Source organism: Limnoraphis robusta CS-951 (assembly GCF_000972705.2).
Genome location: NZ_LATL02000359.1, coordinates 1 through 23668 on the forward strand (window position 1 = coordinate 1; position 23668 = coordinate 23668).

Below are 23668 nucleotides of genomic sequence, written 5' to 3' on the forward strand. Positions count from 1 at the left end.
ATCTTGAGCAATAAAAGTTAAGGACTGAGAAAAGCGTCAACTGCTCTATGTCCAAGGAATCGTAATAGATCAAAGACTTTGATCAAGCTGGAAAACATGGATGAAAATACCTAATTCTTTCTATTAAATGCTATAGGATATCACAATCACCGATAATAAAAGTGCAGTAACAACAAAACCCTGCTCAACAAAATTGCGATCTATAACGATGACCAGAGTTGTCCCGTATTAGATTGAGTATATTCAGATTATGGTAGGCAAAAATTAAAATATCTAGAGGATGCGGCTATACTGGGTGAATAAGAAAACCATAGAGTTTATTCTGGGGAATGGGTGTTAAGGAAATTGTAGAACTAGCCGATACCTTGGTAAGTATTCGGACAGGGAGTTCTTTGAGCTATATCCACAAAACTATCCTAACGGAATCGTTGCAGGATATCAAAAAGACCTACGATCAAATAGCGGTGGAAAATGGTTATTCTCCAAGCTACCTCAAAAATGGAGCCGCTCCCAAGTTATGGCATCTGCTGTCAGAAGTTCTCGGTGAAAAGGTCAATAAAATCAANCTTGGTAAGTATTCGGACAGGGAGTTCTTTGAGCTATATCCACAAAACTATCCTAACGGAATCGTTGCAGGATATCAAAAAGACCTACGATCAAATAGCGGTGGAAAATGGTTATTCTCCAAGCTACCTCAAAAATGGAGCCGCTCCCAAGTTATGGCATCTGCTGTCAGAAGTTCTCGGTGAAAAGGTCAATAAAATCAACTGTCGCCTTTTACTCGAAAAACAACTGCTCAATTCAGGAAGTATTAATGGGAACAAGTTTGCAGAAATCTCTGATTCGCTAAAAGTAGAATCTCCCGAAGGACAAGTTCCGCTCGCTTCTGAATTTTACATCGAGCGATCGCCAATTGAATCTAGCTGTTATCAAGAAATTCACAAGCCTCGCTCCCTAACTGTCATCAAAGCACCTCGCAAAATGGGTAAAACCTCGCTAATGGTGAGAATGCTTGCTAAAGCAAGGGGAGAAGGATGTAAAACTGTACAGCTCAGTCTAAACCAAGCAGAAAGCAAAGTCTTCACCTCAACCGAAAAGTTTTTGCGCTGGTTGTGCGCTAACNATCTAGCTGTTATCAAGAAATTCACAAGCCTCGCTCCCTAACTGTCATCAAAGCACCTCGCAAAATGGGTAAAACCTCGCTAATGGTGAGAATGCTTGCTAAAGCAAGGGGAGAAGGATGTAAAACTGTACAGCTCAGTCTAAACCAAGCAGAAAGCAAAGTCTTCACCTCAACCGAAAAGTTTTTGCGCTGGTTGTGCGCTAACACCGCCCGACAACTAGAATTAGATCCACAACTTGATGAATATTGGGATGAAGACATGGGAGCATTAGTCAGTTGTACCCTGTATTTTCAGGGATATTTGCTCCCAAAAATCAACAGTCCGATCATCCTGGCTATCGATGAAGTCAATCAACTTTTTGATGATCCCTCACTCACCCGAGATGTATTTGCGCTATTGCGCTCATGGCATGAAGAAACCCGAGATATTAATGAGTGGCAAAAACTGCGTTTACTTCTGATAAACTCAAGGGAAGTCTATATTCCTCTCGAACTGAATAAATCTCCCTTTAACATCGGTTACTACTCCGTTGAGTTACCGCCTTTTAACAGCGAACAAGTGCTAGATCTGGCTCTGCGTCATCGACTCCATCTATCGGCTTCAGTTTTGTCGCAATTGATGGATCTGCTGGGGGGATTTCCTTATCTCGTCAGACTGGCTTTCTATCAAAGTGTCCGTTGTCAAATCGATGTCCAAACATTACTAGAAACGGCAACCCATGATACAGGAATTTATCACCATCATCTGCATAGTCAAGCCTGGTGTCTTCAACAACATCCTGATTTAGCGATCGCCTATCAAAAAGTTCTCACCGCCCAAACTCCAATTCAACTCGATCAAATACAAGCCTTTAAACTGAAGAGTATGGGGCTAGTTCATCTCAATGGTGATCAAGCAACCGTTAGCTGTGAACTCTATCGACAGTATTTTAAATCTTTATCAGCAGGATCTTGGCGTTGATTTTAATATTAACCAACAGCTTTGCATAAGTTCCCCACCGCCAGAGATAAGAACGGATAGAAGTTTATGGCGGTTGGAAACGCTTACTAAGATGTTTGACTCTCAAACAGATTTTTCAGGATTGTATCTCTATGACATCACGGGCGCTGAGAACCTTAATGGCTTTGTTTCCTCAATGTCTCAATTCCCCACTCTAGAAAGCCTTGAACCTGTTATTATTCCTGAGTTTTTGGGCGATCGCTCCGACTACCCACAAACTCACCCCAGCGTTGATTTACTCACAGGTGAAGAATTATCGATCAGTTCCAGCCTAAGCAATGAACTTTTAATTCCCTACACGTCACTAATTTCTGATGATAGTTTAATAACGGCTCAAGATTTGGGTGTATTAGAAGGAACTCAAGTCATTAATGATTCAGTCGGAACCTTTGATCTAGATGACTATTATCGCATTCAACTCAACAGTCCCAAAGATCTGACTCTTTCTTTGGATGGTTTAATCGCTGATGCTGATTTAAAACTGATTGCAGATTACAACAGTAATGGTATTGTTGATTATGGTGAGGTGATTGACTCTTTTATTCAATTTGGTAGCCTCCCCGAGAATATTTCAGCAAATTTACCGCCCGGAACCTACTATGTTAACGTTGAACAATACAGTGGTGATACGCCCTATACTCTGACTCTCTCTACAACTGAGCCAGTCCCCGGTTTTAATTCAGTCGATGGCTATGGTTTAGTTAATGCTGCTGCTGCGGTTAGTCGGGGAATTGGTTCTCCTGTTCCCTTTGCAGATGTTCTCGATACGAATTATCCTTGGGAACTCAACGCCACAAACGTTCCTGAAGTTTGGACTCAAGGTTTTACAGGTGAAGGCGTTGTTGTAGCAGTGCTTGATAGTGGCGTTGACTACACTCACCCCGATCTTGATAGTAGAATCTGGAAAAATATTGATGAAATTCCCGCCAATGGTATTGATGATGATCGCAATGGTTATACAGATGATATCATCGGTTGGGATTTTGTTGACTACGATGCTACTCCGATGGACTTTTATAATCACGGAACTCATGTCGCCGGAATTGTTGCTGCTGAAGCCAATGAATTTGGGGTGACTGGAGTTGCTCCCAACGCTCAAATTATGCCGATACGAGTGATGGCTGATGAACAAGGGGCTTGGGTTGATGATCTTGTCTCTGGAATTTACTATGCGGTGAATAACGGTGCAGATGTGATTAATATGAGTCTGGGTTTTTATGATGATTACAATAACTGGACACCACTCCAACAAGCCGTTCAGTTTGCAACAGAGAATGGAGTTGTTGTGGTATCTGCGGCTGGAAACCAAGGAAACCAAGATCGGTTTTCTCCTTTATACCCGGCTGGGTACGCAACAGACTGGGGAATTGCAGTAGGCGCTTCTAATATTAACAATCAGTTTGCAGATTTCTCTAATCAGGCAGGGTGGATACCGCTCGATTACGTTGTGGCTCCTGGTGTAGACATTAAATCAACCACACCCAACGATGATTATCAACTTTTTGAGGGAACTTCGATGGCGGCGCCTCATGTGGCGGGTATAGCGGCGTTGATGCTGAGTGCGAACCCCAATTTAACGGTTGGGGAAGTCGAGCAAATATTGACACAGACGGCGAATCCTGATGTTTTGATTGCCTAAATCCGATCAGCTTGTTAAACTCTGAGGCAGAGTGCATAGGCTGAGTGTGCCTAGAAATAGGTATTAGTAGAGGGGAATACCCCAGTACAACACTCACAAAGCAAAGCAGATGAAATAATTGATCAAGGAATGAGTCTGTTGATCGTTCACTATCGCCAACTAAAACTTGAATCTCAATGGCTACTGTGTCAAAATACTGGAAATTAGTCAAACTCGAAAGTTCGGGACAGAGGAAAATCTCTGAAATCGCCTCGGCTAAGTCATTTTTTCAGTCAGTATTTCCAGAGTGGGCGACTCGCACAGACATCTCAGATGTTGAAATTCAGCAAAAATTGACTCAATGGTATCGGGAACCCGAAACGCTTCCTCATCCCAATTTGAATTCAATCAATGCTCAACTCTGTCTTTTGTGTTATATTTCTTGGCAAATCGAGCAAGTCTGCTTGAACCTCGAAGCCAAATATAGGGATGAATACGGCGTTAGTTGTAGTGATTTGCTACCTTTGGTTCTCGATGAAGCCGGAGAAATAAACCGCAAAAACACAGCTTATCAGTCCTTAGCCCGACAAATTCTCGAAAGTTTTGACCCCCAACAAAGTAGTTTAGCCACCTGGACCAATCGACGAGTTAAATTCCATCCAGAATTGAACGCATTTTTGCTGGAACGGGGAATTTATATGATCAGTAATTGGGCGATTTTGAACGATACTCGACCCAAACAACTTGAACGAATTTTGTCTGAGGTTTATCAATTGACTTCTTTAGAAGTTCAACGCAGTAGTCACATTTTATCAAGTTATCACAGTGTCTATCGCTGTCAACGGCTTCAACAACGCCAAACTGGATTTAAAAGGCGATGTCAACCTCCAACTTCTGAACAATATGAACAAATGGCTGACTTCCTAAAAACTCAATTGAATCTCTCGATTTCCGCGAAGATTGTCGATCAAAAACTCNCTTTAGAAGTTCAACGCAGTAGTCACATTTTATCAAGTTATCACAGTGTCTATCGCTGTCAACGGCTTCAACAACGCCAAACTGGATTTAAAAGGCGATGTCAACCTCCAACTTCTGAACAATATGAACAAATGGCTGACTTCCTAAAAACTCAATTGAATCTCTCGATTTCCGCGAAGATTGTCGATCAAAAACTCGAAGAAATTGCAACTCAATTAAGAGATTATCGGATTTATGTTCGAGGGGGTAAATTCCCGATTAAGCCGAGAGAACTTGATGAAAAGATAGATCAATTGATTGACATCGAGTTTACCGAAAAAGATGACTATCAAGAGGAGTTTTTAGATCAGTACCGTCAGCAGTTTATGGCTTGTTTAGATGCAACAATTTTACAGGTGACTGAGCAAAGATGCAAGCAATTTAAGCGGAAAAGTCTGGAAAAGTCAGAACAATTTTTAAAAGCGTTGAGTCTATTTCATTGTCGAGGAGACTCGATGGGAGAAATTGCCAAAAAACTCGGACTGAAAGCCCAATATCAGGTCACTCGTTTGTTAAACTTAAAGGAGTTTAGAGCCGATGTTAGACAACAATTATTAATTCAGTTACGGGATCGGATTCTTGAGTTTGCAAAAAACTATACTGATACTCAACGTTTGAAAAATCTAGATAAAAAAGTTGAAGAAGCACTCGATGAACAGATTAATCAGATTATTCAAGAAGCCGAATCAGAATCTCATAATTCTCAAGATAATTACACAAAAAGTCTGTTTTCTCAGCGACTTTGTAAGCAGCTCGATTGTCAGTTTAACTGTTAAACGAATTCACCTTCTACCTCTATGCTATTTAATTGTATTACAAGAAGACTGGGAGGGACATAAGAACAAGACAAACTGATAATTCAAGTAATCAGGAGCACACAAAATGAAGAANAAGAAGCACTCGATGAACAGATTAATCAGATTATTCAAGAAGCCGAATCAGAATCTCATAATTCTCAAGATAATTACACAAAAAGTCTGTTTTCTCAGCGACTTTGTAAGCAGCTCGATTGTCAGTTTAACTGTTAAACGAATTCACCTTCTACCTCTATGCTATTTAATTGTATTACAATAACACTGGGCGGTACATCAGATCAACTCAAACTGTTAATTCAAGTAATCAGGAGAAACCAAAATGAATAACTCATCTCTACTATCAGAACTAGAATTCGGCTTTGAAACCTTCTCTCCCGAATCGGTTACATTATCAAACGATCAAATCAATCAAGCGATCAACCTCAGTAATGCTATTCAGAATGAATCTCGAAAATGGTATACTTATTTAAACGCTTTGGCTTTGTTTGGGTTTGAGAATTGGTTAGAAGAACGAGGCGAAGATTTTACAGTTAATCGAGAAAAATGTTCGGTTTTTAATCCTGAAATTAGTAATAGCATTGAAGCGGTTTGTCATTTAAAAGTTAATCAATTTAAGGTGTGTCTGATTACAGTCGGTAGCTTGTTTGATGAAGTCGTTACTGTTCCTCAAGCTGTTTTAGACTTACCTGAGTATGCGGCTCAATTTTATGTGTTAGTCGAAGTTCAAGAAGAACTGGAAACGGTTAGTATTTCTGGCTTTATTTCCTATCCCGATTTAATCGCAGCCAAAGCTAACGTTAATTTAGAACCTGATTTAGACTGGACATATCAAATTCCCCTCCAATGGTTTGAACAAGAAACCGATCAGTTACTCCTCTATTTCCGTTGTTTAGAACCCGCAGCCATTGCGTTACCTAAAGCGGTTAATCGTCAGAATTCACTCTCCGCTCAAAAAGCAGAATTACAAGCTATTTTACCCCAACTTCAAGCAGAAAACGGACAGTCAACCTCTCAACTTTGGAATCTATTAACCTGGGAACAAGGAATAGCAATACTCACCAATCCTCAGCTTTTGCGATGGGTTTATCAAGTTCAAAATTCAACGGATTTAGAAGCTGAAACAAGTTCATCAGAATGGCTGAAAACGCAAAAGAATTACCTCTCTGATCTCCTGACATTATTAACTGAACCCGCCATGAATCTGGGGCGTTGGTTACGAGATGAGTTAGATAATTTCGCAAGTGAATTATCCTGGGTTCTTGTTCCTGAATTCTCACCAGCCACCGCCATGCGGAGTTTGAGATTGGCTTCCGAAGAATTTGAAGCGATTGTGCAGGAACTTCAAAAACAAGACATAGAAATTCCGACTCAAGCGAAAGGTGCTTATCGGGATTTACAACTAGCAGAAACAGCTTTGCGGTTGTATGCTTTAACTTGGGAATTAGACTCTAATACGGTTCGAGAATGGAAATTATTGCTGATTTTAGGAACACCTTCTCGGATGAGTTTACCCAATCAAGTTCAGTTACGAGTCAGTGATGAGACGCAGATTTTAGTGGAACAAAACTTAAATCCAGACGATGATTATCCCTATATTTTCACGGCGGTTATTGGAAGTTTAGAGGAAAAATTCATCGTTACCGTTAGCCTCGGTTCAGAAATTCAAGAAACCCTACCTCCATTTGGGTTTAATCCTGAATAATCATCAAAAAACGGGTTCCGTCTGCATAAGAGGTTCAACTTGGGAGATATATACAAGTAGAAGGCTAATAGTCCCATTTTGAGACTGTGGCTTCTCAACTCTACCCCAGGTGTACATAATGAACGCTTGTCTTTCGGAACCTAACTTTCCACCTTCATTCAACTTAAAACCTGAAACACCCGAAAATCAGAACCTCGAAATTCTTGATCCCATTCGTCAGANGTCTGCATAAGAGGTTCAACTTGGGAGATATATACAAGTAGAAGGCTAATAGTCCCATTTTGAGACTGTGGCTTCTCAACTCTACCCCAGGTGTACATAATGAACGCTTGTCTTTCGGAACCTAACTTTCCACCTTCATTCAACTTAAAACCTGAAACACCCGAAAATCAGAACCTCGAAATTCTTGATCCCATTCGTCAGATATTAAAGACGAAACGGGGTGAAAATAGTAACCTTCCAAAAGCAAACTTACAGCAAGCTGATCTCGCTGGAGCCAATTTAGCGGGAGCAGATTTAGAAGAAGCAAATCTTCAAGGAGCCAACCTCGTTAATGCCAATTTGAGAAATGCTAACCTCAAAAAAGCAAACCTAAAAAATGCTAATTTAAGTGGAAGTGATTTGCGAGGAGCCGATTTAAGTTTCGCAATACTCACCGGGAGTAACTTAACTCAAGCGAACTTAGAAAATGCGGATCTAAAATCTACAAATCTGGGATGTTTTTCTTCTCAACGCACTCAACTTGATCAGGCTAATTTGAAAAATGCTAACTTGGCTCAAGCCAATTTGCAAGGCGTTTCTTTAAAAGCGGCTAATCTTGATGGAGCGAACCTCAAGGAAGCTAATTTTAATCCCTATTTAGATAAAGAAAATCCATCAAAATCGAGAATTGTTAGTGATTTAACCGATGCAAGTTTAAAAAATGCAAATCTCCGAAAAGCCGAACTTAATTCTGCTATTCTAGAGAATACAAGCTGTGAAAATGCTGATTTTCAATACGCTCAACTTCAGCAAGCTATTCTCCGTAAAGCCAACTTGACGAATACTAACTTCAGCCAAGCTAATCTAAATTCTGCTAATTTAAACCAAGCCAATCTTCGAGGGGCTAATTTGAGAGTCAGCAACTTAGAGAAAGCCTGTTTGGTAGAAGCAACTCTGATCAATGCTAAGTTAGAATTCGCTTGTTTAACTTATCTTGATATGAGTGGAGCAAACTTTAAAGGGGCAAATTGGAGTCGTGCTGAATTACATAACAATATCATGCAAAATGTCACCCTACCTGATGGTACAACCTATCAGTCTACGGATTAGAAAAAATCATTTTAAAAATCAATGAATCGTCAAGAAATCGAAAACAGAACCATTTTAATCGCCTTAACAGGTTCACGGGGTTATGGTTTAGAAACGGCTACCTCTGATTATGACTACCGAGGGATTTTCATTGCGACAAAACCCTATTATTTGGGGTTGAGTCAAATCGAACAACAAGATAAAGGGTGGGATGAAACCCCCTCTGAAAAGTTTCCTTATCTCTCTAAGGATACCTGTATTTANAATCGAAAACAGAACCATTTTAATCGCCTTAACAGGTTCACGGGGTTATGGTTTAGAAACGGCTACCTCTGATTATGACTACCGAGGGATTTTCATTGCGACAAAACCCTATTATTTGGGGTTGAGTCAAATCGAACAACAAGATAAAGGGTGGGATGAAACCCCCTCTGAAAAGTTTCCTTATCTCTCTAAGGATACCTGTATTTATGAATTGAGAAAGTTCTTGAATTTAGCCATTGATAATAATCCCAATATCTTAGAATTGCTGTGGTTTAAAGATTATATTCATCTCACAGAAGTCGGAAAAATATTGCAGCAACATCGACAAACTTTCCTCTCAAAACGAATCAAACAAACCTATTCCGGTTATGGTTACGCTCAAATCAAAAAGCTAGAATCTCATCGCCGTTGGTTGCTGAACCCCCCGCAACATCAACCGACTGCGGCTGAATTTGGACTCGGAGAAACACCGCCTCTAAATATCAGTCAGATGAATAGTTTTTTAGAATACTTGTATCTATTGGTACGCGATCGCATCGAATATCTAGAACCCGCCAAAGAGTTGTATAATCTGTTAACATCAGAAATCGATTACAAGGGAATTTTCAAACAACATTCCCTCCCTGATGAGACATTAGAAACAACTCAGAAACTCACCAACTGTTCATCAGACTTTATTCAACTCTTGCAAAAAAGCCAACAGTATCAACGAGCCATTCGAGAATTCAAAAACTATCAAAGTTGGAAACAAAATCGCAATCCAGAACGCGCTAAAATGGAAGCAAAAGTCGGGTATGATTGTAAATTTGCCATGCAAGCTATTCGGCTATTAAAAACAGGAATAGAGGTTTTAAAGACTCAGATTTTAGTTGTTGATCGTCGAGAAGCTGGAGATGCAGAGGAATTATTAGCCATCAAAAAAGGTGTATATTCCTACGATGAAGTGATGGAAATAGCCAAAAAACTCTATCAACAACTCGATGAAGCCGAAGCCGTTTCAACCCTTCCCAAATCCGTTGATGAAGCAGTTGTTAATCAACTCTGTATGGATTTGGTTTCACAACAGGGTTTTTGATTTTGTAAGGGTGTTGCGGTTTGTATCCTATTTTCTATTTTCTCCAAAAACCCAAAGAACTTCTTAAGCCATTGGCAATTGAGGCTAAATGCGTCAATAATAACAAAGTTGGTTAATCACAAATTTCTATGACTCATCCCCGCGAAATTTATGACCTGCTACTGGATAAAAGCCTCAGCAACAGTCCCATTCAAGAAATTATCATTGGTTTAACCTGGACGCTTTGTGAAGCCGAAGGAATGGGGTTATGTATGAGTCCAGGAATACCCATTCGTACTTTACCTTGGTCGGGAACTTTGGTCAACAAACCTGCCTCGGAATTAACCTCGTGGGTGAAGTCATGGGAGAGTTATCAAGCCACAGTCGGAATGGCTGTAATTAACGCAATTATTAACTCCAATTCTCCCCTGTCAAAAACGGCTGAATTACTGTCTCCAACTGGCCCGTCAAACTTAGCAGTCTTTGAATATTTTTTACCGCAAATTCGCTCCAAACGAGTGGCAATTGTTGGGCGTTATCCTGAACTTTCTCGCTATGAAAAAGAGATGAATTTAGTTGTGATTGAGAGACAACCCGCTTCGGGAGATTTACCAGACCCCGCTTGTGAATTTATTTTACCCGAGTCGGAATGGGTGTTTCTAACAGCGACTTCTATTGTGAATAAAACCTTTCCTCGCTTGGCAGAATTATCAAAAGATGCGACCTTAGTATTAATGGGGCCGACTTTACCTTGGTTATCAGAATTAGCAGAAATGGGTGTTAATTACTTGGCGGGAGTGCGTATAATTAACCCCCAAGCCTTGCGTCAAACCGTTGCAGAAGGCGGCGGNGTCGGAATGGGTGTTTCTAACAGCGACTTCTATTGTGAATAAAACCTTTCCTCGCTTGGCAGAATTATCAAAAGATGCGACCTTAGTATTAATGGGGCCGACTTTACCTTGGTTATCAGAATTAGCAGAAATGGGTGTTAATTACTTGGCGGGAGTGCGTATAATTAACCCCCAAGCCTTGCGTCAAACCGTTGCAGAAGGCGGCGGAACCCGCATTTTTGAGACGGGAGTACAATATTGTATTCAGCAAATTTAAGGCAAATGAGCAATTAAACTGCTAGAAATTAAACCTAATCCGGTAATGTTAAAATATCTACACCGGATTCAGTCACAGCAACAGTGTGTTCAAACTGGGCGGAAAGTTTACCATCGATGGTAATTGCAGTCCAACCATCTTCGAGAACTTTTGCTTCCCAAGTTCCTTCATTAATCATCGGTTCAATAGTAAAAACCATCCCCGGACGCAATTTTTTTCCTTTTCCGGCGGTTCCATAATGGGGAACTTGAGGTGCGGTATGAAACGTGGTATTTATACCATGACCAACAAAATCTCGTACAACAGAAAATCCGTGAGATTCTGCATATTCTTGAATCGCGGCGCCAATATCTCCAATTTTTGCACCCGGTTTAACCGCCGCAATTCCCCGCATCATCGACTCATAAGTAACTTCAACTAATTTTTTCGCAACCGGGGAAGGCGTACCGACAAAAAATGTTTTAGAAGTATCACCGTGATAACCATCCACAACCGGAGTGACATCAATATTAATAATATCTCCCTCTTGAAGAATTTGTTTGGCGTTGGGAATACCATGACAAATGACATGATTAACGCTCGTACAAATCGATTTGGGGAAGCCATGATATCCTAAAGGAGCGCTGCGAGCATCGTTAGCCTTTGTCCAACGTTCGGCTTCATCGTTGAGTTCCAGTGTACTCACTCCCGGTTGAACCATCGGTTCAAGATGATTCAATAATTGAGCCGCTAAACGTCCCGCTTGACGCATTTTTTCGATTTCACGACTCGACAACAGAACAATTGTTTCGCTTCCCATTTGCGCTAAATTGATGAAGAATTTGTCTTATTACCTTTCCAGCGTAACTCTTCTACGGTATCATAACCAACTGAATGGGTAAATTTTTACTCAATCTCAGATTTTAATCAGAGCTTGAAAGTGGCGATCGCTAAACATCCCCATCCCGCAATAAATGCCACACCCCCAAGCGGCGTAATTGCCCCGAGCCATTTAATCCCCGTTAAGCTTAAAGCATACAGACTCCCCGAAAAAATGGCGACCCCGACAATAAAAGCAGTCCCGGCGATAGTGATTAACGGTTGAGGAGATTGAGAATTTCTGAGTAACACTCCGAGTAATAATAAAGCCAGGGCATGATACATTTGATAACGAGCAGCCGTTTCAAAGATTTCAATCCCTCGTTCGCTGATTTTTCCACTCAAAGCATGAGCGCCAAAAGCACCCGCCATCACCGAAAAACCGCCTAAAATTGCTGCAATTGTTAAAAAGATTCTATCCATGATCTTTCCTGTTATCGATTTTAGCTACAATTTAACCTAATATAATCCCAAGTGTAGGGGCGGGTTCGACAATATCTTTACTACTACTCAAAGATTGAGATAAACCCGCCCCGCTCAATGATGATTTGAAATCCTTACCTTTTAATATACAATAGTTTTGCTTAAACGGAGTCGGCAATTACGGAAAAAGAGTTCCCGGTTTCAGCCAATTAAATAGTTCTGAAAGTTTTAAGTTAAAATCTGAGATGAATTCAGGAGTTGGAAGAACTTGTTCGGGTGTTTGTAAAACCATCGGTTGTTCACCCATAGGATAAACAAATACAGACTTTTCAGCCGGATCAATTAACCAACCCATCAGACAACCTGCATCCAGACAATGTAAAATATTACTGATGACTTTTGTTTGGTTTTGATCGGGAGAAAGAATTTCAATTGTCCAGTCAGGATGAGTCGGAAAACTATTCGCAATATCACCATTTTCATCTAAAGGAATGCGACTCCAAGTAAACACAGCAACATCAGGAACAATTGAACGTCCACCAAACGTACATCGTAATTCGGGAAAAGCCCAACCAATGCGTTGAGGCTTAACAACTGTATTAATGACTGTAACCAATTCTCCCTGAATTGCGCTATGTTTTCCTTGAGCCATAGGTTTTTGAATGATTTTACCGTTAATATATTCGCTAGCTGGCTTGGTTTCTGGGAGTTTGAGAAACCCCTCAAGAGTCAGAGATTGTGTTGGAGTTTGTACCATAATTTAAGATATAAATACGAGGAAAACAGTTATTTTAACTCAAAATAGTAGATCGTTTCTCCCTCTGGCGTTTTCTCCCAAGTCCCCTGAAGTTCTATCGCTTTACTCAGAATAAACTTCTCAGCTTCTTGGGGAGATAAATGAGTAAACCTTACAAGATCACTGGGCGTTATTTTGCCCTGATTTTGTACCAGTAAATGAAAGAAGATAGAATGAATCCGACGGGAGCGATTTTCTATCTTCTGACGAGATTGATAAGAACTATCCCACAACAGCCAACCGCCAATTCCTAACGCGGGTAAACCCAAAATTAACCCACCGATTGCGATGCTGATTTTGCTATGAACCGAAGCATCCGGGTTAATCAGTCCAGTTGCAATAGTCAGCAAACAAAACAGCCCAATAGGAATCAATAAACTTGCAGTGATCAACTTAATCAACTGCATGACTTTCCCTTAACATGATGTTAGCAATCAGCTTGCAATTAAACATCGCTCAACAGTATAGCTTAGGTGTTTATTGCCGATAGCGGTTGACTGAAAATCCTTGAATTTTAACGCCGAACCGCCTCTAACAAACGAGAGAAATAAAAGCGAGTGCTAGTCATTTCTTGACGAGCTACGCTGAAGCCATTATTTTCAAAAATTTTAACAATATCTGCCTCTCGATGTTGATAAGCACGAGTCGTTTTACTTGGCCCTGGGAAAAATTCACCGATTTTTTTGAGGATAGTCAAAGCGAAGGTTTTCGGTGCAAAACTCAAAATCAAACGAGACTCCGCGAGCGACGCCAAATGAGCAATCATATCCGCCATTTTATCATCAGGATAGTGAATCAACACATCCAGACAAATCACAGTATGATATCGACCCTCTAAAGCTTCTAAATCCTGAGTGCTAAACTTGACATTGCTAGCGCGATCACCTAAAGTTGCCGTAGCTCGTTCTCGAGCTTCCGAAACCATTTTTTCAGAGATATCGCTAGCAGTGACAATCGCACCCGCCTCAGCCAGAGGAATGCTCAAACTCCCCACACCACACCCCGCATCGCAAATCGACAGACCCGAGAGATTGTCATCTGCTTTCAGCCAGTTTAGCACGCGATCGATGGTTTGTTGATGTCCATTACGGATATCGAGTTGAACCTTGTTCACTTCCCCATCGCCGTAGATTCGTCTCCAGCGATCAAAGCCTGTAGAGTTAAAATATTCTCGAACAACCGTCTTATCGTCTGCAACGCTCATAAATTTGGTTTGCTGTTAATTAGAGTCCAACTGTTAAACCTATCATTATCCGGTACGATGAGACTAAATTTTCAGCGATGAATTTTGGGTAGCTTTAACTTTATAGGATAATTTGGAGTAATGATTAAGGTTGAGTTCCTATTCATCAGTATTGCTATATTGCTGTTAGCAAGCATCTTAGCCAGCAAAGCCGCCAATAAACTCGGTGTTCCAGCATTGCTTTTATTTTTGTTGTTGGGAATGATTGCAGGTTCGGAAGGACTCGGAGGGATTCAATTTGAAAATCCTCTGATCGCCAAATTAATCGGAGACTTTGCACTCACTTTGATTTTATTTGCAGGGGGACTCGATACCAACTGGAAAAGCATTCAACCCGTTCTCATCAAAGGCTTAACCCTTTCTACTCTTGGGGTGGCTATCACCATGTTGCTTTTAGGTTCCTTTGCTTGGTTTATTTTGGGTTCCTTTTCTAGCTTTAATATAGGCTCACAGGGAATTACTTGGACAGAAGGGTTGTTACTCGGTGCGATTATTTCTTCTACAGATGCGGCGGCTGTTTTTTCTGTGTTGCGTTCGAGTAATTTAGGTCTCAAAGGTGATTTGCAACCTCTACTCGAACTTGAATCTGGAAGTAATGATCCAATAGCCGTTTTATTAACCACTGAGTTCGTCAGACTTCTCAGTACATCTGAAGGCTCCTTGATCAGTTTAGGACTCTCATTATTTTGGCAAATTTTGGCAGGAATTGCATTCGGATATGGAATGGGAAAACTTGTTCTTTTAGGGATGAATCGGATTAATTTGGTTTCCCCCGGACTCTATCCCCTTGCTATTTTAGCCTGGACTCTACTCACCTTTGGCGTCACTACAGTTTTAGGAGCAAATGGCTTTTTAGCCGTTTATATTGCGGGTATCGTCATAGGAAATCACCCGCGTCTCATCCATAGCAACAGTTTATTCAGTTTTTACGATAGTTTGTCATGGCTGATGCAAATTACCATGTTTTTGACATTGGGATTACTGGTTTTTCCCTCTCAATTGTTATCGATTGCTGGAGTTGCTATCGTCATCAGTTTATTTTTGATGTTTGTTGCTCGTCCGGTTAGTGTCTTCATTTGTTTGGCTTTTAGTCAAGTGAGTTTTTCGGAGAAATTGTTTATTTCTTGGGTCGGACTTCGAGGTTCTGTACCAATTGTTTTAGCAACTTTTCCACTCATGGTAGGTCTTTCAGAAGCCGATAAACTTTTTAATATCGTGTTTTTTATTGTTCTGACTTCTGCCCTCATTCAAGGCTTATCTTTAGCTCCAGTGGCTCGAAGACTGGGTTTAGTTGAATCTCCTTCGATTTAATGATCGATGACACTTTAAAATAGGATTTAAGTCAATGTTAAATGCTCATTTTTTGATCAGTCTTTTGATTACCTCTGCTACCGTGATTTCTCTAACCAGTTGTACTCGTCATACTGTCAGTCAGTCTTCCACAAATTCAACAGCAAACCCGCAAGAAACCTATCTGCAAGTGAATCCAGTTTCAACGACGGAAACCGTTAATCTCGAAACCCTAAAAATTATCGCCGGACAAACGATTTATGTTCCCGTTTACTCTCACATTTATTACATGAATACTCGCCGAGTTTACAACTTAGCAACAACCTTGAGTGTTAGAAATACTGACCTTGATCATTCTATTATCATTAAAACCGTAAATTATTATAATACTGAAGGAAAATTAGTTCAATCTTATTTAGATCAAGCCATTCGACTCTCTCCTCTCGCTAGCACCGATTTTTTTGTCGAGCAAAGCAACTCCACCGGAGGAGCTGGAGCTAACTTTATCGTTGAATGGATAGCCGAAAAAAACGTCTCAGAACCGATGATTGAAGCGGTATCAATTGGAACATCAGGAACCCAAGGGATTGCATTTACCAGTCCTAGTCGAGTCATTAAAACAACACCAAAATAATCGGCATTCCCTCAGATTTTGTTAATCTTAACCCTCCCGGAAAAACAGGATCAAGCTGAGACTCAACTTGTGATATTTACAACTAGCCAGAGAAATAGGGACTCGGGAATCAGGGGGGAGAGAAAGCCAAGCAAACATAAATACTAGCCCAGTGATTCCCTGTTAGGGAAAGCATCATCATCATCATGTTAGCTTTGTATAATAAAAATGTTAAAATTTAACCGTAGCTCAGTAAAAATATCAATTGGTAGCACAGTCAAAGTTGATTGATCTCAGTAAAATTGAGGTAAACTTAAATCTTGATTGATCACAACCCGTGATTTCTCGCATTAGCTGACAATCAAGTTGAGAGCAAAAAGCACTTTGACAGACTCCAAGCGATCATCAAGGGATGATGTTAATGCTCCAGACAAGCCCGTATATTTTCTGGGTAGGAATCAATCTCTGTTCAACCTGTATCAATCTGAGTTGGCGGTTCTCATTTGAGGAGTTGTGTTCTCAGTCTTGATGTGATTGCATCTACCCTAACTTTAATATGAAAAATACGAACTCCACTGAAAAAACAGAAACAATATTTGGGCAGATATTTCGACCTGTTCCCGTTTTGGTTTCAGGTATTTTTTTGGGATCAATTGCAACAGTTTATGGAACGCTTACCCACGTTAATCTATTCAACTATTTAGGTTCAAACAACAAAGATATTGTTGAATTTTATCAGGAATTATTGGGATTTTCGGATGATTATTTTAATAACAAACATCAATTTAAAGGTTATGTAGAAGAACTTAATATTACAGTAAACCCTGACAACTTTAAGCTCTATGCTTTGCAAAATTCGCTCTGTGAGAACGCAATACTAGAAGGCGACCAACTCCTGATTCCCGCACCACCGGAAGAAAAAGCAGGAGATAAAGATGACCGCTTTGAAATCGTTAAAAAACAAATTGATAAAATTATTAATGATGGGGTGGGAAACCTAGAACTTGTGAATATTAACAATGAACCCGCCTCAATTGAAATAAATCTTTTAACACCAGAAAGAACCTGTATTCGTAAGCCAAAAGAGATTAAAGATTTAGAAAAAATGCTGCAAGAAAGAAAATGGAAAGAAGCCGATCTCAAGACCTATGATGTCATGCTAAAAGTCACCAATCGCAAAGCAGAAGGATACTTAGACAGTGAATCCATCCAAAACTTCCCCTGTTCCTATTTAGAAACCCTTGATCAACTCTGGACTCGATACTCTGGGGGACAATTTGGTTTGACTGTTCAGAAAGAAATTTATAAAGAAACCGGAAACAAGTTAACAGAAGATCATCTTAGAAAATACGATCCCGATGCCTATATTCATTTTAATGATTTAGTGCGATGGATCGAAACCGGAAACAATGGAAAAGAAAGCTGGAAACCTTATGATCAACTCACCTTTTCTCTGGATGCTCCCAAAGGTCATCTTCCTCGCTTAGAAAGACTCGAAGCAGGAATGGAAAAACAACCCAGTTATCAACTCATCTCCCCCAATTCCTTACCCCTGACCTCTCAGGAAATCCAAGCCCGAAACTTTCTGTTTTCACGGGTAGAAATCTGTGAACTCTAATTCTATCTAATTCTAACTAGCCCAGAATTTAAAACTTCGTTACAATCAGGGAGAAACAGTCCATTGTCAACTTTGGTGGCCTGAAGATGAACTGCGTTAGAACCTCTCAAAACGATCCCATTACGGTGGATTTCTTACCCGCCGACCAAGTTCCATTTCCAGGAAAAGTCGGCTTGACATTTGCACCCGGAAAACAGCATCAAGGAATGCACTTTATGTGGAATCGGAATTTGTATCAAGATCNATCAGGGAGAAACAGTCCATTGTCAACTTTGGTGGCCTGAAGATGAACTGCGTTAGAACCTCTCAAAACGATCCCATTACGGTGGATTTCTTACCCGCCGACCAAGTTCCATTTCCAGGAAAAGTCGGCTTGACATTTGCACCCGGAAAACAGCATCAAGGAATGCACTTTATGTGGAATCGGAATTTGTATCAAGATCTCGATCGCTTGCGACATGACTATCAAACTGATGTGTTAGTCTCTCTAATCGAATCCCACGAGTTTGAAGCGGTACAAATTCCCAATCTGATCTCCGAAGCCCAAGCTAGAGGGATACAAACCAGGTGGTTTCCGATTAAAGATATGAGTGTTCCCACTTCTATGGATGAACTGATTCTTTTAGTTCAACAAATATTGCTGAATGCTAAACAGGATAAAACCGTTGTTATTCATTGTATGGGAGGGTTAGGACGTAGCGGACTTGTCGCCGCTTGCTGTTTAGTTGCGGTGGCCTATTCCCCCGAAAAAGCGATCGCGATCGTCAGAGAAACTCGACAGTACACCATTGAAACCCAAGAGCAAGAAGATTATATCTCAGAATTTTCTCAGGCTTGGAAAACTCACCTGCCAATTTTGTCTGGAAATTATCACTCCAATTAAATTTAACCATCTAGGGGTGGATTATTCCACCCTCAAAATCTTCAGCTTCTTGAAAAAATNCCTATTCCCCCGAAAAAGCGATCGCGATCGTCAGAGAAACTCGACAGTACACCATTGAAACCCAAGAGCAAGAAGATTATATCTCAGAATTTTCTCAGGCTTGGAAAACTCACCTGCCAATTTTGTCTGGAAATTATCACTCCAATTAAATTTAACCATCTAGGGGTGGATTATTCCACCCTCAAAATCTTCAGCTTCTTGAAAAAATTACTGATCGATCTAATTCAATTAGATTGCCAAACAAACGACAAAACGGTGAAGATTAAAATTCTGATTAATCTCCTATAGGATTGCAATGAAAATCGAAAATTTGCTCCTACAAGATTGAGGGAAACATCCGACTTAAGCAACCCCATCAGCCCCAAACCCTCATCGGAACATCGTTTAATTTTCTCCCGAAAGCAAAAGGTTAGAGTCGTTGCTCGACCTGAATTTGCTAAAACGGGCTACTTTCGATAAAGTGTAACCAGGGCATCGGAAAATATTTCACTCTTGATATCGGTGAGGAAACCCCGACAGCGATCGCTCTATCCCTCAACCCGACAATTGGACTCAACCGAGTCAATTTCTGAAGATCCGGAAAGCTTTAAGGAAAGTTTTAGACTCATTTTGTAAAAATGTTAACATTAAGACATTTCCAATTGAGCAAAAGTCTAGCTACACTAATAGTAGTACAGGAGCATGACATCGATAACGAGTCAGATCCAACTCGGATTATTCCGCTAGAACGAGTATAAAGATTGTCTACATTCCCGATAAAGCAGGAGAAAATTTGAATGGTGGACGAGTCAGGAGTATCCAAAAGCCTGGGAACTCATCGAATTCTTACTCATTCTTGAGTGATCATCTAAGATTGAGCAAGCAACAGTTGCAGATCCCCTCTGTGATACATCCATTGATGGTTCACTGCTAATAACCTGCTGACTCCCACTGTTAAATGGTCAAACAGNCAAAAGCCTGGGAACTCATCGAATTCTTACTCATTCTTGAGTGATCATCTAAGATTGAGCAAGCAACAGTTGCAGATCCCCTCTGTGATACATCCATTGATGGTTCACTGCTAATAACCTGCTGACTCCCACTGTTAAATGGTCAAACAGGCGGAGATCATCTCTAAAATTACGATATAAACGGGGAGAAAATCCCCAATCTCCTATTTTCATCCCAGTGTAGGGAATCAAGCCAGAGGAAGACTAGATGAACGACAACGCAGGAAGCTTTTCTTCATTTTGCAATCGCCTCCTAAGTGGGGCAATCCGTAGTAAAGCTCAACGCCTGATGGTAATTGCAGCCATCTCGACAATAGCGGTTCCGGGATTGAGCAATGCAGTCCACGCGAGCCTGAAAAACAGCCCCAAAGCAGTTCTAGATGAAGCATGGCAAATTGTCTATCGAGAGTATGTCGATCCCAGCTTCAACCGCAAAAACTGGAAAGCCATTCGACAAGAGCTATTAAGCAAAGAATATTCATCCCGTGAAGAAGCTTATCGCGCCTTACGTCAAGCTCTTGAACAGCTTAATGATCCCTACACCCGTTTCATGGACCCGAAACAGTATGAGCGGTTGACCAGTCAAACCGCCGGAGAACTGTCTGGTGTGGGAATGCAGCTTTCACTCGATGAGAAAACGAAAAGCATCGTTGTTGTTTCTCCCATTAAAAATTCTCCCGCCCAAGCCGCCGGAATTCAAGCAGGAGATCAAATTCTAGAGATTGATGGCATCTCAACCCAAGGGATGAGCGTTGATAATGCCGCCGAAAAAATTCGGGGTAATGTCGGAACTCAAGTTGAAGTGCGAATTAAACGCGCAGGCCAAGAAGAGTTCAATGTCACCCTCACTCGCGCGAGGATTGAACTCGAAGCCGTCTACTATCGCCTCAATACCGAAGGAGAGCGAAAAGTTGGATATATTCAGTTGCGCGAGTTCAACTCCCACGCCGCCGAACAGATGAAAGAAGCGATGGAAGAGTTGGTCGAAAAACAAGCAGAAGCCTTCGTCCTCGATTTACGCGGGAATCCCGGAGGTTTGCTCCGCAGTAGTATTGAAATTGCCCGAATGTGGATGGATGATGGCATGATTGTCAGCACTGTTGATCGCGATGGCGAAACCCAAGAAATCCGAGCCAACCGCACCGCAATCACCACTTTACCCACCGTTGTTCTCGTTGATGGAAACTCCGCCAGTGCCAGCGAAATCCTCGCCGGAGCCATGAAAGACAATCAGCGAGCCGTGATTATGGGCGATCAAACCTTTGGCAAAGCTTTAGTACAATCGGTGTTTTCCTTATCTGATGGTTCCGGTTTAGCGGTAACAATTGCCCATTACTACACGCCCAATGGCACCGACATTAGCAAAAAAGGAGTCACCCCCGACGTTAAACTAGAGCTGACCGACGATCAGAAAAAGCAACTCGCTAGCGATCCTCAATTAATTGGGACTCAAGGAGATCCTTACTATGCTCGCGCCATCAACATTCTAGCGACTGAAGCCGCTTCACGACCTCTGGCGATTAGTGAACGCGAGAATCCTAAATAAAAGCTTTTGTGGGCAAATTTAGGCATCGCCATTTGCCCTAGCTCTCTGGTCTCTCTGGAGATGAATTGCCACAGAGGAAAATAGCGGCTAATCTTGAGGGTGATGTTGTGTGAATCAATGTGTTTTATGTCAAATTCATTGCCTCCAAATTCATCCTCACCCCAAGCTTCATCTCGCAATAACGATGAGTGGATTGCCGTTTTAATCGCACTTTTAGCGATGGGCGGTATTTTATTTTGGGTGTTGGGTAAAGACGCTAAAGCCTACAGGCAAAAGTTCACTTCACCTGCTATTCTGCCCACTCCTCAATCGAGTGTCTCAGACCAATTTAATTTATCCCAAGTTTTAGAAAACTCTCTCTTGCAGCATCGGCAACAACAAGCAAGTCCACAGCCAGTCTCTGTACCTGCTACCTCTTCGGGAAATGTATTTCAATCCTTCTCGCCTGCTCCGACTCCAGAAAGCCCTTCTCGCTCAACAGATGTCAGTCCGGCTTGGTGGATGATTACTCCCTTTTTCTTCACACCGCCTGATGCGTCTGAGTCTCAGGAAAATCCGGGTTCACAGACGACTATTGTACCTATTCCCACTCAAGAGTCAACGACGACTCAACCGCAAACAGCAGCTAGTCCTCAAAGCCAACAACAAGCCCCTCAACCGCAAACAGAAGCTAGCCCTCAAAGCCAACAACAAGCCCCTCAACCGCAAACAGCAGCTAGCCCTCAAAGCCAACAACAAGCCGCTCAACCGCAAACAGCAGCTAGCCCTCAAAGCCAACAACAAGCCNCCTCAAAGCCAACAACAAGCCGCTCAACCGCAAACAGCAGCTAGCCCTCAAAGCCAACAACAAGCCGCTCAACCGCAAACAGCAGCTAGTCCTCAAAGCCAACAACAAGCCGCTCAACCGCAAACAGCAGCTAGTCCTCAAAGCCAACAACAAGCCGCTCAACCTGATACAAAAGCTAGCCCTCAAAGCAAAGCTGAAATTCCTACACCAGTACCATTCTTCGTGCTTTCTGATGTACCGTCCGAGTTCTGGGCTAAAGAGTTTATTGAGTATACGACTGAAAATCAGATTATCGTTCCCTACAAAGATGGTACGTTTCAACCTGATAAACCGATCACTCGGGCAGAACTCGCCGCTCAACTCGAAAATGCCTTTATTCCTCAAAAAGATCAATCCGCTCAACTCAATTATAAAGATGTAAAGCCAGACAACTGGGCGCAACAGGCGATTGTTGATGTCACTCAAACGGGCTTTATGAAAGGTTATCCCGGTGAGATCTTTCTTCCCAATGAAGTCGTACCTCGCGTTCAGGTTTTAGTCGCTTTAGTCAGTGGGTTGGATCTCAAACCCCCGAGAAATCCTGAAGAAACTTTAAAAGTTTACCAGGATGCCGATCAAATTCCCAAATGGGCGGTTGAGAAAATCGCCGCCGCCACAGAAGCGGGATTAGTCGTTAATCATCCCGAACAAAATACTCTCAATCCCAATCAACCTGCAACTCGGGCGGAAGTCTCAGCTATGATTTATCAAGCTTTAGTTGAATCCGGCAAAGCTGAACCGATTTCATCCGATTATATTGTCAAGCCGAATAAGTGAGGGAGTCTACAATTTTAAACCCTTTATTTGACAACTTTAAACTTTCCCTGATTTTACGTTATTGAACGGAATTGTAGGGAAGTTTTTTTTGATTGAATAGCCCTAAAATCTCTATGCACTCTCAACCGCGATATCCATTCCTAAAATTAATATTCACTGTGTTTTGGAGTTTAACCTCTATCGTTCAACCTGTGCGATCGCAAACAGAAAACCTTGTGATCAGTAAAACTCCTAAACCCTGTTTCTGGGAGATGGAAGTCTTACCCTCGCCGCCCTTATCTCAAACTGAACCCAGTATCCCCAGTTTATGGTTAGCACAAGAACTCTATGGATATTCTACTTTACCGACTCCAACTCAGCCGGTGGAATCAGACATAGATCTTCAACTTAACGCTGAACAACTTTCCGATGAAACAGAACAATATCCCATTCTAGAAACTTGGTTTGTTGAACCCAAAATTACACAGCTTCAGCCGGATTTGTATGTTAATAATTTAGTCACTCTTGTTGTCAATCGGATTAACTGGAATCGAGAAAAATACATGGGACAATATGTATTTGTCAGTCGATTTGCCTCCGTAACAAGACGCTATGGTTATAATTTGCGGGTTTGTAATCGTCAGGGGGATTTACTGGCTTTCTATATTTGTAATTTTGATCAAATTCCCTTAAGTTGTCAGGTACAAATCCTATCAGAAGGATTGCAATTTCGAGAATTTAGAAATTTTAATCCCCAGTAACTCGGTCAGCCTATTT

At 41.3% G+C, this 23668-nt stretch carries 20 protein-coding genes and 4 pseudogenes; 19 read left to right on the forward strand and 5 right to left on the reverse strand.

Going from position 1 to position 23668, the window contains the following annotated elements; translation table 11 throughout:
* Positions 1-329: 329 nt before the first annotated feature.
* The 11 genes and pseudogenes from WN50_RS38050 to WN50_RS30420 form a co-directional block, all read left to right on the forward strand.
* Positions 330-565, forward strand: a 236-nt coding sequence (locus WN50_RS38050) for a helix-turn-helix domain-containing protein (RefSeq protein ID WP_483425974.1), incomplete at its 3' end; no start/stop codon positions are given.
* Between the two features lies 1 nt (position 566).
* Positions 567-1122, forward strand: a pseudogene (locus WN50_RS30380) (AAA-like domain-containing protein); the annotation flags it as partial.
* A gap of 1 nt (position 1123) precedes the next feature.
* Positions 1124-2084, forward strand: a pseudogene (locus tag WN50_RS30385) (AAA-like domain-containing protein); the annotation flags it as partial.
* A 91-nt stretch (positions 2085-2175) separates the two neighbouring features.
* Positions 2176-3762 (forward strand): S8 family serine peptidase, encoded by a 1587-nt coding sequence (locus WN50_RS31255; protein ID WP_053221591.1) that lies wholly within the window; start codon positions 2176-2178, stop codon positions 3760-3762.
* 176 nt (positions 3763-3938) lie between these two features.
* Positions 3939-4718 (forward strand): annotated as a pseudogene (locus tag WN50_RS36755) (hypothetical protein); the annotation flags it as partial.
* Positions 4719-5892: 1174 nt separating this feature from the next.
* The gene (locus WN50_RS30400; RefSeq protein WP_046280450.1) at positions 5893-7275 is read left to right on the forward strand and encodes a DUF1822 family protein; all 1383 of its coding nucleotides are present in this window, start codon (positions 5893-5895) and stop codon (positions 7273-7275) included.
* 321 nt (positions 7276-7596) lie between these two features.
* Positions 7597-8586, forward strand: a complete 990-nt coding sequence (locus WN50_RS30405; RefSeq protein WP_049561006.1) for a pentapeptide repeat-containing protein — start codon at positions 7597-7599, stop codon at positions 8584-8586.
* A gap of 21 nt (positions 8587-8607) precedes the next feature.
* The coding region (locus tag WN50_RS33070) for a DNA polymerase beta superfamily protein (protein ID WP_235441195.1) at positions 8608-8828 on the forward strand (221 nt) is incomplete at its 3' end.
* A gap of 23 nt (positions 8829-8851) precedes the next feature.
* Complete coding sequence (locus WN50_RS30410; RefSeq protein ID WP_235441198.1) at positions 8852-9904, forward strand: nucleotidyltransferase domain-containing protein; 1053 nt, start codon at positions 8852-8854, stop codon at positions 9902-9904.
* A 128-nt stretch (positions 9905-10032) separates the two neighbouring features.
* Positions 10033-10733 (forward strand): DUF364 domain-containing protein (locus tag WN50_RS30415; RefSeq protein WP_235441196.1); only part of this gene is annotated, 701 nt, incomplete at its 3' end.
* 35 nt (positions 10734-10768) lie between these two features.
* Positions 10769-10990 (forward strand): Rossmann-like domain-containing protein, encoded by a 222-nt coding sequence (locus WN50_RS30420; protein ID WP_049561812.1) that lies wholly within the window; start codon positions 10769-10771, stop codon positions 10988-10990.
* A gap of 34 nt (positions 10991-11024) precedes the next feature.
* On the opposite strand, the gene map is transcribed toward WN50_RS30420, so the two are convergent.
* The 5 genes from map to bchM form a co-directional block, all read right to left on the reverse strand.
* Positions 11025-11789 carry a type I methionyl aminopeptidase gene (gene map, locus WN50_RS30425; protein ID WP_046280453.1) on the reverse strand — a complete coding sequence of 255 codons (765 nt, stop codon included), beginning with the start codon at positions 11787-11789 and terminating at the stop codon, positions 11025-11027.
* A gap of 107 nt (positions 11790-11896) precedes the next feature.
* A complete protein-coding gene (locus tag WN50_RS30430; RefSeq protein WP_046280454.1) occupies positions 11897-12271 on the reverse strand; it encodes a DUF423 domain-containing protein in 375 nt (124 codons plus the stop codon).
* Positions 12272-12449: 178 nt separating this feature from the next.
* A complete protein-coding gene (locus tag WN50_RS30435) occupies positions 12450-13028 on the reverse strand; it encodes a Uma2 family endonuclease (RefSeq protein WP_046281131.1) in 579 nt (192 codons plus the stop codon).
* Positions 13029-13057: 29 nt separating this feature from the next.
* Positions 13058-13474, reverse strand: coding sequence for a hypothetical protein (locus WN50_RS30440; RefSeq protein WP_046281130.1), 417 nt, complete (start codon positions 13472-13474; stop codon positions 13058-13060).
* A 107-nt stretch (positions 13475-13581) separates the two neighbouring features.
* Positions 13582-14271, reverse strand: coding sequence for a magnesium protoporphyrin IX methyltransferase (bchM, locus tag WN50_RS30445; protein WP_046281129.1), 690 nt, complete (start codon positions 14269-14271; stop codon positions 13582-13584).
* A 120-nt stretch (positions 14272-14391) separates the two neighbouring features.
* On the opposite strand from bchM, the gene WN50_RS30450 reads away from it, so the two are divergent.
* The 8 genes and pseudogenes from WN50_RS30450 (at position 14392) to WN50_RS30490 (ending at position 23652) form a co-directional block, all read left to right on the forward strand.
* Positions 14392-15621 carry a potassium/proton antiporter gene (locus WN50_RS30450; protein WP_046281128.1) on the forward strand — a complete coding sequence of 410 codons (1230 nt, stop codon included), beginning with the start codon at positions 14392-14394 and terminating at the stop codon, positions 15619-15621.
* Between the two features lie 34 nt (positions 15622-15655).
* Positions 15656-16234: a DUF3124 domain-containing protein gene (locus WN50_RS30455; RefSeq protein WP_046281127.1), complete on the forward strand. Its 579-nt coding sequence runs from the start codon at positions 15656-15658 to the stop codon at positions 16232-16234.
* A 535-nt stretch (positions 16235-16769) separates the two neighbouring features.
* Positions 16770-17831 (forward strand): GUN4 domain-containing protein, encoded by a 1062-nt coding sequence (locus WN50_RS30460; protein ID WP_049560970.1) that lies wholly within the window; start codon positions 16770-16772, stop codon positions 17829-17831.
* A 286-nt stretch (positions 17832-18117) separates the two neighbouring features.
* Positions 18118-18714 (forward strand): cyclin-dependent kinase inhibitor 3 family protein, encoded by a 597-nt coding sequence (locus WN50_RS38010; RefSeq protein ID WP_046281126.1) that lies wholly within the window; start codon positions 18118-18120, stop codon positions 18712-18714.
* Between the two features lie 1257 nt (positions 18715-19971).
* Positions 19972-21309, forward strand: coding sequence for a carboxyl-terminal processing protease CtpB (gene ctpB / locus WN50_RS30475; protein WP_046281125.1), 1338 nt, complete (start codon positions 19972-19974; stop codon positions 21307-21309).
* Between the two features lie 126 nt (positions 21310-21435).
* A pseudogene (locus WN50_RS36760) lies at positions 21436-22095 on the forward strand (hypothetical protein); the annotation flags it as partial.
* A 223-nt stretch (positions 22096-22318) separates the two neighbouring features.
* Positions 22319-22912 carry an S-layer homology domain-containing protein gene (locus WN50_RS38015; RefSeq protein ID WP_053221629.1) on the forward strand — a complete coding sequence of 198 codons (594 nt, stop codon included), beginning with the start codon at positions 22319-22321 and terminating at the stop codon, positions 22910-22912.
* Positions 22913-23025: 113 nt separating this feature from the next.
* Complete coding sequence (locus WN50_RS30490; protein WP_046281124.1) at positions 23026-23652, forward strand: hypothetical protein; 627 nt, start codon at positions 23026-23028, stop codon at positions 23650-23652.
* The last annotated feature ends 16 nt before the right edge of the window (positions 23653-23668 follow it).